General features: G+C 69.9%; 10 protein-coding genes. 7 read left to right on the top strand and 3 right to left on the bottom strand.

The annotated features are described in order from the left end of the window. Positions 1–11: 11 nt before the first annotated feature. Positions 12–1,589, top strand: a complete 1,578-nt coding sequence (locus ACGFJ2_RS46260; RefSeq protein ID WP_393479489.1) for a penicillin-binding transpeptidase domain-containing protein — start codon at positions 12–14, stop codon at positions 1,587–1,589. 5 nt (positions 1,590–1,594) lie between these two features. Here ACGFJ2_RS46260 and ACGFJ2_RS46255 read toward each other — a convergent pair whose 3' ends face one another. Both ACGFJ2_RS46255 and ACGFJ2_RS46250 read right to left on the bottom strand, forming a co-directional pair. After that, positions 1,595–2,290, bottom strand: a complete 696-nt coding sequence (locus ACGFJ2_RS46255; RefSeq protein WP_393479487.1) for a PadR family transcriptional regulator — start codon at positions 2,288–2,290, stop codon at positions 1,595–1,597. 249 nt (positions 2,291–2,539) lie between these two features. Beyond that, positions 2,540–2,821, bottom strand: coding sequence for a DUF3040 domain-containing protein (locus ACGFJ2_RS46250; RefSeq protein WP_357951866.1), 282 nt, complete (start codon positions 2,819–2,821; stop codon positions 2,540–2,542). Positions 2,822–2,954: 133 nt separating this feature from the next. Between ACGFJ2_RS46250 and ACGFJ2_RS46245 the strand changes: the two genes are divergently transcribed. The 5 genes from ACGFJ2_RS46245 to ACGFJ2_RS46225 all read left to right on the top strand — a co-directional run bounded on the left by ACGFJ2_RS46245 (position 2,955) and on the right by ACGFJ2_RS46225 (position 11,326). Further along, entirely contained in the window at positions 2,955–4,013 is a 1,059-nt protein-coding gene (locus tag ACGFJ2_RS46245) for an Rv2578c family radical SAM protein (RefSeq protein WP_393479484.1), read from the top strand. Positions 4,014–4,265: 252 nt separating this feature from the next. Continuing rightward, positions 4,266–6,395, top strand: a complete 2,130-nt coding sequence (locus tag ACGFJ2_RS46240) for a GTP-binding protein (RefSeq protein ID WP_393479482.1) — start codon at positions 4,266–4,268, stop codon at positions 6,393–6,395. A gap of 113 nt (positions 6,396–6,508) precedes the next feature. After that, positions 6,509–6,637, top strand: a complete 129-nt coding sequence (locus tag ACGFJ2_RS46235; protein WP_357951861.1) for a hypothetical protein — start codon at positions 6,509–6,511, stop codon at positions 6,635–6,637. Positions 6,638–6,697: 60 nt separating this feature from the next. After that, entirely contained in the window at positions 6,698–9,811 is a 3,114-nt protein-coding gene (locus tag ACGFJ2_RS46230; protein ID WP_393479479.1) for a S41 family peptidase, read from the top strand. 156 nt (positions 9,812–9,967) lie between these two features. Then, a complete protein-coding gene (locus ACGFJ2_RS46225; protein WP_357951857.1) occupies positions 9,968–11,326 on the top strand; it encodes a glycosyltransferase family 4 protein in 1,359 nt (452 codons plus the stop codon). Positions 11,327–11,333: 7 nt separating this feature from the next. Here ACGFJ2_RS46225 and ACGFJ2_RS46220 read toward each other — a convergent pair whose 3' ends face one another. Further along, positions 11,334–12,239: a trypsin-like peptidase domain-containing protein gene (locus tag ACGFJ2_RS46220; RefSeq protein WP_357951855.1), complete on the bottom strand. Its 906-nt coding sequence runs from the start codon at positions 12,237–12,239 to the stop codon at positions 11,334–11,336. A gap of 203 nt (positions 12,240–12,442) precedes the next feature. Here ACGFJ2_RS46220 and ACGFJ2_RS46215 point away from each other — a divergent pair, with 203 nt between their 5' ends. Beyond that, on the top strand, positions 12,443–13,156 hold the full coding sequence (locus ACGFJ2_RS46215; protein WP_358186183.1) for an HNH endonuclease family protein: 714 nt from the start codon (positions 12,443–12,445) through the stop codon (positions 13,154–13,156). Positions 13,157–13,177 lie beyond the last annotated feature (21 nt).

Genomic DNA, 13,177 nt, shown 5'->3' with positions numbered 1-13,177 from the left:
CCATCGCGATCGTGTCCTGCGTCACCGTGCTGGCGGCGGGGGCCGCTGCCGGTGGCGCGTACTACGTGCTTCATACGAGAGGCACACCCGCCGAGACGGCGCGGCTCTTCGCCGCCGCCTGGCAGTCGGGTGACAAGGCGGCCATGAGCGCCACGCTGGCCGCGCCGCAGCAACTGACGGCGTACGACCAGATGCGCACCGGCCTCGCGGTCGAGTCGACCTCGGTCAAGCTCGGCACCGTCACCAAGTCCGGCGACGACAGGGCCCACGTGCCGTACACCACGACCTTGAAGCTGAAGAACATCGGCGACTGGACCTACGAGGGACAGATCGACCTGAAGGTGGCCGATCGCGCCTGGAAGGTCGACTGGACGCCCAAGACCCTGCACCCGTCGCTGACCGCCGGCGCCACGTTCGCGCTCAAGACGCGCTGGCCCGACCGGGCGAAGATCACCGACGCCGACGGCGGCCGCATCGACGACGGCTCGGCCGGCGGGTCGGTGCAACAGCTCGTCGGCTACCTCGAGAAGGCGACCAAGAAGGACGTGGCCAAGCTCGGCTCCTCCTACCAGGTCGGCCAGGCCATCGGCCGGGACGGGCTGCAGGCGACGTTCCAGAAGCAGCTGGCCGGCACCCCGGCGACCGAGATCAAGGTCGGCGACAAGACGCTGCAGACGATCGAGGGCAGCGAGGGCGAGGATGTGAAGACGACGCTCGACCCGCGCGCGCAGGCCGCGGCGGTCGCCGCCGTCAAGGACGTCAAGAAGCCCACCTCGATGGTCGCGATCAAGCCGAGCACCGGCGAGATCCTGGCCGTGGTCAACAACCAGGGCGGCTTCAACCGGGCGCTCGACGGCCGATACCCGCCGGGCTCGACGTTCAAGGCCGTCACCGCGATCGGGCTGCTGGCGGCCGGGATGTCGCCCGAGGACAAGGTGACCTGCCCGATGTACGCGACGGTGGGCGGGTTGAAGATCCGCAACTCGGAGAAGGAGGAGTTCGGGTCGCTGTCGTTCCTCGACTCCTTCGCGCACTCGTGCAACACCACGTTCGCGCCGCTCGCCGAGACGCGCCTGAGCGCCGACAAGCTGCTCAAGACGGCTGAGGACGTCGGATTCAACCAGCCGCTGAACATCGGGGTGTCGGCCACCAAGGCGAGCTTCCCCAAGGCGGAGTCGGACGCCGAACTGGCCGCCGAATCGTTCGGGCAGGCCAGGATCACGGCCAGTCCGCTGTCGATGGCCTCGGTCGCGGCGGCCATCGCCGACGGCACCTGGCGGCCGCCCACGCTGGTGCCCGACCTGAAGCAGAAGGCGGCCGAACAGCCGCTGCCCGAGGGCGTCAAAACCAACCTGCACGCCATGATGGCCGCCGTCGTCTCCAAGGGCACCGCCAAGGCGTCCGGGCTGCCCTCTGGCACGCTCGGCAAGACGGGCACGGCGGAGTACGGCACCGGCGACAAGCTCAAGACTCATGCCTGGTTCATGGGGTTCAAGGGTGACGTGGCCTTCGCCGTGGTGGTGGAGGGCGGCGGCACCGGGGGCAAGGTCGCGGCCCCGGTGGCGGCCACCTTCCTGCGCCACCTGTGACCTGATCAGCCCGCCAGGCCGCCTCTGTCCAGGCGGGCTCTTTCCGCCGTGCCGATCTCGTCCGCGTGACCCCTTGTCGCGGGGCCAGTCGTGACCGGTGCGGGGCGGGTGTTCTGGTGGTAGACCCGCCACTGGTCGATGCCGGGGAACGTGCCGATCGTCAGCTCCGCCAGCAGCGCTCCGGTCCACGCCTCCTCGGCCATGCTCATGGCCAGGGCGTATTCGGACTCGATGAGGAACAGCCGCGGGATCTCGCCGCGCTCGACCTCCAGAGTCTCGCGCTGGACGGCGATCCGGTCACGAAGCAGGGCGAGCCGCCGCCGGAGCAGCGCGGTGACCTCTTCGGGGTCGAGCCCGCCCATCACCGACAGCCCGGCCTCGAACCCCGTCGGCTCCCGTTCAGGAGTCCCCAGAAGCTCGCGCGTCCAGTCCTCGGCCTCCTCGCGGCCGTCGGCGGTGATGCGGTAGACGGTCCGCTCGGGCCGGCCCCCTTGCCGGGCGCTCTGGGTGGCCCTGATCAAACCGTGCTTCTCCAGATTGCGTACCACTGTGTAGAAGGAGCCCCACTTGATGGGCGTCTCGCGGTCTTTACCACGGGCCCGCAGGACGGATGCCATCTCGTACGGATGCATCGGCCGTTCCGCGACCACCGTGAGCACGGCGAGGGCCAGCAGATTGGCCACCCGGCGTCGTTGCGCCACCCACACCATCCTCGTAGACGAATATTCGTGGGCGACTATACGCATGCGAGTATTCCGGGAGCAATAGGACTTGTGTCTCCAGCGGGCGAGATCACGGCCTGCGGGCACGGCACACGGTGTCTGGCATCCGACACACTGCGTCAGGCGTCTACCGCACTGCGCACGGCGTCTCGCGTCTGACGTACGGCGTCTGACGTACGGCGTCTGGCGCACGGGCGTCACAAAACGCCGGATATTTCGGGAGATGCGTTAGAGCGAGGCGGCCAGCGCCAGTGCCGTGGCGGCCTCGTGGCGCAGGACCATGATCAGTAGCGTCGCGACCAGAGTGGCGATCAACAGCCAGCTGATCAGGATGATGACCGTCGAGCGGCGCGGCCTGCGCCGGCGGCCGGACTGCCCGTCGACCTTCTCCTCGCTGCGACGAGCCCGCTCGTTGAACGACTCCAACCTCGCCACAAGTCGCGGATCGTCGTCGACGAGGTGCTGCTCGATCTGCGCCAGCATCCGCTCCTCGTCCTGCGACCAGGCCATGGGTGCACCTCCGGAACGCAAGCTCTGTGCCGGGTTTCTGCCCAACCATGAAGATCATTAGCCCCCGCCCAAGCAGGTAATTGCCACCTCTTTTCATTTGCGATCTTCGTCGAACCTTTGTTCTAATCATGGGATGCGCTGGGACAACCTGCGCCTGGCCGACTCCGGCCGGGACGATCCGGCCGTGCCGCTGTTCGCCCGCGGCGCGGTCACCCGCACGTTCGACACTCCCGAGTTCAAGGGGATGACCTTCTACGAGATCCAGGCCCGCTCGATCATCAACCGGGTGCCGGCGGCCAGCCGGGTCCCGTTCGAGCACACCATCAATCCCTATCGGGGCTGCGGCCACCGCTGCGTCTACTGCTTTGCCCGCAAGACCCACCAATATCTCGACCTCGACGCCGGCGCCGATTTCGACTCGAAGATCGTGGTCAAGGTCAACGCCGCCGAACTGGCCCGCAAGGAGCTGGCGGCGCCGCGCTGGCACGGCGGCCCCATCGCCATGGGCACGAACGTCGACTGTTACCAGAGGGCCGAGGGCCGTTACCAGCTGATGAGGGGCATCCTGGCCGCCCTGCGCGACGCCGCCAACCCGTTCTCGATCCTCACCAAGGGCACGCTCATCCTGCGCGACCTCGACCTGCTGACCGAGGCCGCCGAGGTCACCCAGGTGAGCGCCAGCGTGTCGGTCGGCTTCGTCGACCCCGATGTGTGGCGCTCCGTCGAGCCCGGCACCCCCGCTCCGCGCCGACGACTGGAGGTCTGCGCCACGCTCAACGACCACGGCATCTCCTGCAGTGTGCTGATGGCGCCGATCCTGCCGTACCTCACCGACTCCCCCGACCAGCTCGAACGCACGGTCAAGGAGATCGCCCAGGCGGGCGCCACCCACCTCGCGCCCATCGTCCTGCACCTGCGGCCCGGGGCGCGCGAGTGGTGGCTGGAGTGGCTGTCGCGTGAGCATCCCCGGCTCGTGCCGCGCTACCTGGAGCTGTACGGAAGGGGCGCCTACGCGCCGCAGGCCTACCAGCAGCGCATCACCGACCAGGTCAAGGAGCTGGCCCGACGCCACGGTGTCGGCCGGGCGACCGCGGCTTCAGCCCGCCGCCTCCCGCCTCGTGCTGAGCCCGCTCCACCGGCCCACCCCGAGCCCGCACCACAGGCGCGGCAACTCAGCCTCCCCGGCCTGTGACAGCGCGGCACCTCGACCTCTCCGGCCCGTGGGGCGCGATCAGCTCTGGGCTCTCCGGCCTGTGACTGCTCGGCCTCTCCGGCCTCTCCGGGCCGGCGAGCGGGTGAGCCGCGAATAATCATTGGCAGCGCGGCCGACGCAGATGACATCATGAGGCCGTTTCTGACGCCGACCAGCAGGAGCAGGTAATGCGGTGCCTTCGAGTCTCCCAGCGCCCCATTGGCACGAGAGTTCTCGAGGCTTCGACCACGCATGTACATCCTCAACATCGGCATCCTCGCGCATGTAGACGCGGGTAAGACCAGCCTGACCGAGCGGCTGCTGTTCCAGACCGGCACGATCGACCGGCTGGGCAGCGTCGACGACGGCAGCACACAGACCGACAGCGGGGCCATCGAGCGGCGCCGCGGCATCACCATCCGCACCGCCGTCGCCTCCTTCACCGTGGGCGACCTACGGGTCAACCTCATCGACACACCCGGCCACGCCGACTTCGTGGCCGAGGTCGAACGCGCGCTCGGCGTGCTCGACGGCGCCGTGCTGGTGCTGTCGGCCGTCGAAGGGGTTCAGCCGCACTCGCGGCTGCTGATGAAGACGCTGCGCAGGCTGCGGGTGCCTACGCTGATCTTCGTCAACAAGATCGACCGGGCCGGGGCCCGGGAGCGGGAGCTGCTGGAGGACATCCGGCGATGGCTCTCGCCGTACACCGTCGCCTTGAACACCGTCGAGGAGATCGGCGGTCCGGATGCCCGCACGCGCCGCATCATCGGCCCGGACGAGGCGGACGGTTCCGGCGATTCCCTCCTTGGCGGTGAGGCGGTCGGCGGCGAGGTGGCTGAGATGCTGGCCGAGCATGACGACGGCATCCTGGAGTCGCTCGTCGAGGGGCGGGCGCCGAGTGGCCGGCGGGTGTGGGCGGCGATGGCCCGGCAGTGCGCCGACGGGGTGCTGCATCCGGTGCTGTTCGGGTCGGCGATGACCGGGCGGGGTGTCGGCGATCTGCTCGACGGGTTCCGGCTGCTGCCCGCCACGGCCATGCCGGACACGCCCGGAGCGAGCACAGCCATAGCGGGCACCGCCATAGCGGGCACGGCCGGGTCGGGCACGCCCAGAGCGAGCACAGCCGTGGCGGGCTCGCCTAAGTCAGGCACGGCCGCGTCGGGTGAGGCGCTCAAAGCGACCGTGTTCGCTATCGAGCGGGGCGCCGCCGGGGAGAAGGTCGCCTATCTGCGGATGCGGTCCGGCGTGCTGCGGGCGCGGCAGCGGGTGCCCTTCCATCGCCTGCGCCGTGACGGGACGGTGGAGGAGTACGGTGGGCGGCCGACCGCGGTACGCGTGGCCGGGTCGGCGGAGTCGCAGGCGGTGGCCGGGGACATCGCGAAGGTGTGGGGCGTGCCCGAGGTCCGGGTCGGCGACCACCTCGGCCTCCCACCAAGCGACCAGCTCAGCACCCCATCAGGCAGCCGCGTCGGCACCCCACCAGACGACCACCTCGACACCGCGCCGGACAGGCGCCTGGGCATCTCACCAGAGGACGCGTCCAAGGGTGGGCACTTCCCTGCGCCCAGTCTGGAGACGGTGGTCAGGCCGCGGGTTCCCGGGCAGGAGGGCCGGCTGCATGCCGCGCTCGCCGCCCTGGCCGAGCAGGATCCGCTGATCGGCACCCGCGCCCTGCCCGGCGGCCAGACGTCGGTCCTGCTCTATGGGGAGGTGCAGAAGGAGGTCATCGCCGAGACGCTGGCCGGGGAGTTCGGGGTGGAGGCGGTGTTCGAGCCGACCCGGCCCGTCTATCTCGAACGGCCCGCGCGCCGGGCGGAGGTCGTCGAGGAGATCGCCCGCCACGGCCGCAACGACTTCGTCGCCACCGTCGGCCTGCGGGTGGAGCCCGCCGCGATCGGGTCCGGTGTCGGATACCGGCTGGGCGTGGATCTGGGGTCGCTGCCGCTGGCCTTCCACCGGGCCATCGAGGACACCGTACGCGACACCCTGTCCGAGGGCCCGCACGGCTGGCCGGTCACCGACCTCCTGGTCACGCTGACCAGGACCGGTTACGACAGCCCGGTCACCACGGCGGCCGACTTCCGGGGGCGGACGACGAACGTGCTGCGGCGGGCGCTGCGCCAGGCGGGCACCCGGGTGTACGAGCCGTGCCACCGCTTCGAACTGGAGGTGCCGCCGGAGTCGCTGAGCGCGGCGACCGTACGGCTGGCGGCGCTGGGCGCCGTGGTGGCCGATGCCGTGCCGCGGGAGGCGGTGTGGCTGGTCAGCGGTGACATCCCGGCCCTGGCGGTGCGCGAGTTCGAGCTGGCGCTGCCCGGCCTGTCGCATGGCGAGGGCGTGTGGTGGTCGCGGCCCTTCGGTGATCGTCCCGCCCGAAGGTAACGATATGTCACCAGTCGTCCGCCGACAGTTACTTCACATGTCGGTTTTCTTCCGGAAATGGGTACTAAGGCGGTTGATGTACTAATCCCACATCATCCGTTCAGGGGGAACCAATGGCACAGACGAACAAGAAGCCGGCCGCCAAGACCGGCAAGACCAAGAAACAGACGATCAAGCCCGCCCGCCAGGACAAGGACGCCAAGGACGCCAAGAAGGAGCCCAAGAAACCGGACATGGCTTGACGCGGTGAAAGGATCAGGCAGCCGCGGCCGGAGTCCCGGCTGCCTGATCACGGAGCACACATGTCCGCCTACCTGCGCTTCCCCTCTATCTTCCAGGACGTGGTCGTTTTCGCGGCCGAGGACGACCTGTGGATGGTCTCCGCCCTCGGGGGACGCGCCTTCCGTCTGACCGCCGGGCTCGCCGAGGCCGGTTACCCGCGCATCTCGCCGCGCGGCGACCAGCTCGCCTTCGTCGGGCGCGAGGAGGGCCCGGAAGAGGTGTACGTCATGCCCGCCGACGGGGGCGCGGCCCGGCGGGTCACCTATCACGGAGCCCGCTGCACCGTGACCGGCTGGGACCCCGAGGGCCGCATCCTGTACGCCAGCGACGAGTGCCAGCCGTTCGAGGGCCGCAAGTGGCTGCACCGGGTCGCGCCGGGCGGCGTGCCGCACCGCCTGCCGTACGGACCGGCGAACTCCATCGCCCACGGCCCCCGCGGCATGATCGTCCTGGGCCGCAACACCGCCGACCCCGCGCGCTGGAAGAGGTACCGCGGCGGCACCGTCGGCGACCTGTGGATCGACCCCGACGGCGAAGGCCGCTTCCGCCGGCTCATCCGGCTGCCCGGCAATCTGGCGTCCCCGTGCTGGAGCGGTGACCGCGTCTGCTTCCTGTCCGACCACGAGGGCGTCGGCAACGTCTACTCCTGCACTCCGGACGGCGACGACCTGCGCAAGCACACCCACCACGACGACTACTACGCGCGCAATCTGTCCGGTGACGGCCACCGCCTCGTCTACCACGCGGGCGCCGACCTCTACCTGCTCGATCCGGAGGACGCGCCCCAGCGGATCGACGTACGGCTGGCCAGCTCCAGGACCCAGCGCAACCGCCGGTTCGTGGAGGCCGACGACTACCTCGAGAGCGCCACGCTCACTCCCGACGGCAGCGCCCTGGCCGTCACCGCGCGCGGCAAGGCGTACACCATGGCCGGTTGGGAAGGTCCGGTCCGGCAGCACGGCGAGCCCGACGGCGTCCGCTACCGCTTCCTGACCTTCCTCAACGACGGCCGCCGCCTCATCGCCGCCGCCAGTGACGACGGTGACGAGGAACAGCTGGTCATCCTCGGCGACCCGGCCGCCCCGGAGATCGCCCGGCTCGGGCGGATCACCGCGCTCGTGCCCGATCCCGCCCATGACCGCGTCGCCGTGACCAACCACCGCGACGAGCTGCACCTCGTCGATCTGGCCACCGGGCGGGCCGTACTCGTCGAGGCCAACCCGCACGGCCCGCCGGCGGACCCCGCCTGGTCGCACGACGGCCATTGGCTCGCGTACGCCACCCCGCTGAACGCCCACACCGCCGCGATCATGCTGCACCACCCCGCGACCGGCCAGACCGTCGCCGCCACCGAGCCCCTGCTCGAAGACTCCCGCCCCGCCTTCGACCCGCGCGGCCGCTATCTCTACTTCATCGGCCAGCGGGTCTTCTCCCCCGTCTACGACCAGCTTCAGTTCGACCTCGGCTTCCCCCTCGGCACCCGCCCCTACGCCATCGCGCTGCGTCGGGACGTCCCCGACCCGTTCGTCCCGCAGCCCCGCCCCCTGGGAGCGAAGGACGAGGAGGAAGAGGAAGAGGAGGAGGGCGAGCCCGAGCCGCTGCGCGTCGACCTCGAGGGCCTGGCCCGCCGCGTCACCGCGTTCCCCCTGCCGGAAGGCCGCTACGAGCGGGTCGCCGGGCTGCCGGGCAAGGCGCTCATTCTCAGCAGCCCGCTGCAGGGTGAGAGCATCCTGGACCTGTACGACTTCACCAAGGGTGAGCGCGAGACCTTCGCCCGCGGCGTCAGCGACTTCGAGCTGGGCCGCGATCACAAAACGCTCCTGTACCGGGCGGGCGACCGGCTGCGCGTGCTGAAGGCCGCCGAGACGCCCGACGACGACGGCGACACCCCGGGCCGCGAAACCGGGTGGATCGACCTGTCCCGGATCAAGGTGTCGGTCTGCCCGGCGACGGAATGGCGGCAGATGTTCCGTGAGGCGTGGCGCCTGCAGCTCGAGAACTTCTGGACCGAGGACATGGCCGGCGTCGACTGGCACGCCGTCTACGAGCGCTACCTGCCGCTCGTCGAACGCGTCAGCACCCGCGGCGAGTTCTCCGACCTGCTGTGGGAGCTCCACGGGGAGCTGGCCACCAGCCACGCCTACGAGAGCGGCGGCGAGTACCGGCCGGGCCCCGACTACACGCAGGGCAAGCTCGGCGTCGACTGGGACTATCGCGACGGCGTCTACCACATCGGCGCCATCGTCACCGGCGACGCGTGGAACCCCGAGGCCACCTCCCCGCTCAACCGGATCGGCCTGGACGTACGGCCGGGCGACGCGGTCCTGGCCATCAACGGCGCCCCCATCGGCGAGACCGCCACCCCCAACGAACGCCTGGTCAACCAGGCCGACGAGGAGGTCGAGCTCACCCTGCGGCGCGGCGAGCGCGTCTTCACCGCCGTCGTCCGCGCCATCGCCGACGAAGGGCCCGCCCGTTACCGCGACTGGGTCAACCTCAACCGCGCCCGTTGCCATCAGCGCTCGGACGGCCGCGTCGGATACGTACACATTCCCGATATGGGCACCGACGGGTTCGCCGAGTTCCACCGCGGCTTCCTGGCCGAGCACGACCGTGACGCGCTCATCGTCGACGTCCGCTTCAACGGCGGCGGCAACGTCTCGGCGCTGCTGCTGGAGAAGCTGGCCCGCCGCAGACTCGGCTACGACTATCCCCGCTGGGGTGATCCCGAGCCCTACCCGCCGGAGTCGACGCGCGGTCCGCTGGTCGCCATCACCAACGAATGGGCCGGCTCCGACGGCGACATCTTCAGCCACACCTTCAAGCTGCGCGGCCTCGGCCCGCTCGTCGGCAAGCGAACCTGGGGCGGGGTCATCGGCATCTGGCCGCGGCACCGGCTGGCCGACGGCACTGTTACCACACAGCCAGAGTTCTCCTTCGCCTTCGACGACGTCGGCTGGCAGGTCGAGAACTACGGCACCGACCCGGACATCGAGATCGACATCACCCCGCAGGACTACGCGGCGGGCACGGACACCCAGCTCGAGAAGGCCATCGACGTGATACTCGGGCTGCTGGCCGAACACCCCCCACACACCCCGGATCCAACACATCGGCCACGGATGCAACCTTAAGAGGATTTGCAACGTCTATAGATCATGCGTGGGGTTAGTCCTCGGGGATGGACAGGACACTCCACCGAAGCGGGACAATAAGCCGGTGGCGAATTCGCACACATCGCCATTGGCCACTTGTGTAGTGACACTCTCGGTTCAAGGGGGACTTCTCAGGTGCGCGCACTGGCACGCAAGGGCAGGTCGGCGATGGTCCGGCTGTACAAGGGCTACAACCGCCGCAAGGTGCGCAAAGCGCCGCCGCCGTCCACGGACAAGGTCAGAATCCTGATCCTGCACGCGTACGGCATGGGCGGCACGATCAGGACCGTCTTCAACCTCGCCAGTTATCTGGCCGAGAACCACGACGTGGAGATCGTCAGCATCCTGAAGGAGGCCGAGGAGCCCTTCTTCCCGATCGACCCGCGGGTCAAGTTCCGCTTCCTGGACGACCGGCTGAACCCCGGCCCGGACCCGGTACGCGCGATGCTGTCGAAGCGGCCGAGCAAGCTCATCCCGCCGGAGGAGTCGGCGTTCCACCGCTTCAACCTGTGGACCGACCTGAAGCTGGCCCGCTACATCCGCTCGCTCGACACCGGGATCCTCATCTCCACCAGGCCCGGCCTCAACCTGGCGATGGCCCAGTTAGCGCTGCCGAGCGTCATCACCATCGGCCAGGAGCACGTCGCGCTGCGTACCCAGCCGGAGGCGGTGCAGGAGCTGATCAAGTGGCGCTACCGCCGCTTCGACGCGCTGGCCACCCTCACCAAGGCCGACCTGCGCGACTACCGCGCCGCCCTGCCCAAGAAGCCGAAGCGGCTGATCCGCATCCCCAACGCCGTGCCGCCGATGACCGGCGACGTGGCCAAGCTCGACTCCAAGGTCGTCATCGCCGTCGGCAGACTGACCCGCCTCAAGGGCTTCCACCGGCTCATCGTCGCCTGGGAGGAGGTCGCCAAGACCCACCCCGACTGGAAGCTGCGCATCTACGGCGCCGGCCCTCAGGAGGACAACCTGCGCCAGCAGGTGATCGACGCGGGTCTCGAAGGCCAGATCGAGCTGCCCGGCGCCACCTCCGACGTCGGCGCCGAGCTGGAGAAGGCGTCCGTCTTCGTGCTCAGCTCGCGCCACGAGGGCTTCCCGATGACCATCCTGGAGGCCATGGCCAAGGGGCTGGCCATCGTCAGCTTCAACAGCCCGCACGGGCCAAAGGAAATGATCACCGACGAGGTCGACGGGCTGCTGGTCAAGCCGCGTACCAACGCCAACCTCGCCACCTCGCTCCTGCGCGTCATCGAGGACGAGGAACTGCGCCGCCGCCTGGCGGCCGGGGCGCTGGAGACGGCGCGCACGTACGACGTGGACGTCATCGGCGCGCAGTGGGACGCCCTGTTCGAGGAGCTCCTGGCCCGCCGCAACGGCACCTACGTCAAGCCGACGCCGCCCACGCCCGCGGAACCGGCGTCGGCCGAACCGGCACCCGCGGAATCCGCACCGGCGCCGGCCGAGCCCGCGCAGACTCCGTGGTCCTCCTGACGGCCGGCTAAGCGCGGCTCGTCAGCTCGACCGGCTCCGCGATGACGTCCACCAGCGCCCCGTTGCGGTGGACCGTGATCGGCAGGGGCCGCCCGATCGCCTCGGCGAACATCAGCCGCTGCAAGCTCTGCGCGTCGCCCACCGGATGGCGGTCCGCGCTCAGCACCAGATCCCCCGCCCGCAGGCCGGCCCGGTCGGCGGGCGATCCGGGCATCACCTCCACCACCCGCAGCGCGCTGTCCTGCCCGGTCCGCCGGCGGAGCGGCTCGCTCAGCGGCGCCGGCGAGGTCACCAGTCCGAGGTAGGCCCGCCGTACCCGGCCGTCCTTGATCAGCGTGGCGATGATCCCCCGCGTCGTGCTGTTGACCGGCACGGCCAGCCCCACCCCGACGCCGGCCACGGCCGTGTTGACGCCGACCACCCGCGCCCGCGAGTCGGCCAGCGCTCCTCCCGAGTTGCCGGGGTTTAGGGCCGCGTCGGTCTGGATCACGTCCTCGATGAGGCGTACGGCCTGACCGCTCCGGGCCGGTAACGACCGTCCCAGTCCCGACACCACGCCGGCCGTCACCGAACCGGCCAGCCCCAGCGGGCTGCCCACCGCCACCACGAGCTGTCCCACCACCAGTTCGTCGCTGTCGCCCAGGACGGCGGGCTCCGGCGTGGGCACCTGCGCCCTGATCACCGCCAGATCCGACAGCGGATCGCGCCCCACCACCAGGAACTCACCCGACGACCCGTCGGCGAACGCCACCGTGCCCGCCCTCGAGGAGCCCACCACGTGCGCGTTCGTCAGCAGGAACCCGTCGGCCGTGAAGACCACCGCCGACCCGCTGCCCCGATCCGCCCGAACACTGGCCACCCTCGGCAGCAGCTCGGCCGCCACCGAGGAGACGACGCGAGAGTAATCATCCATGACGACACCCTTCTCAGTTGCTTACATCATTACTCCGCAACTGAGAAAACGGCCACCGCCCATGAAGATCCACATCCGGATCAACAGGACCGCGCGCCACACACCCCTCTCTCTGCCGCCTCAAACCTCTCACTGTGTCAAACACCACAATGTCGGGAATTGATCTCTAGAGAACCTGTGCCCAAGAATCCCCGGAGGCGTACTTGAGCACAAAGGAAACGGTCGCCCTCCTGGCAGGGGGCGTCCTGGTCGTCTCCCTCATCGGCGGCACCAAGACCAGCCCGGCCACCGCGGCCAGCCCCCTCACCAACACCAGCGGAACCCGCCCAGGACTCGCCCCCATCGCCACCGACGCCGACCGGGCCAGCGCCCGCACCCTCATCAAGCGGCTCCGGGTCAAGGGCCGCGGCCCCAAGACCGGCTACGAGCGCACCAGGTACGGCGACAACTGGGCCGACACCGCCACCGGCGTCCCGTACGCCCGCAACGGCTGCCGCACCCGCGACGACCTGCTCGCCCGCGACGGCCAGGACGTCAAGTATCGCCAGGGCTCCCGCTGCGAGGTCGTCTCCCTCGTCCTGACCGACCCCTACACCGGCCGGACCATCGACTGGCGCAAGGACCACGCCGACGAGATCCAGGTCGACCACGTCATCCCGCTCGCCTACGGCTGGCGGATGGGCACGCCGCGCTGGTCGATGTCCAAGCGCGTGGACTTCGCCAACGACCCGCTCAACCTGCTGCCCGTCTACGGTGCCGCCAACGAGCAGAAGGACGCCTCAGGGCCGGCGGGCTGGCTGCCGCCGCAACACCGTATCCGCTGCGCCTACGTCACCCGCTTCGCGCAGGTCGCGCTCAAGTACGACCTGCCCGTCACCCGTGCGGACAAGAACGCCATGCTCGCCCAGTGCCGCTGACCGCCGCTCAGATGACCAGCG

This window comes from Nonomuraea sp. NPDC049028 (assembly GCF_043197735.1).
GTDB lineage: Bacteria > Actinomycetota > Actinomycetes > Streptosporangiales > Streptosporangiaceae > Nonomuraea.
This window is presented reverse-complemented; position numbering and strand designations above follow the sequence as displayed.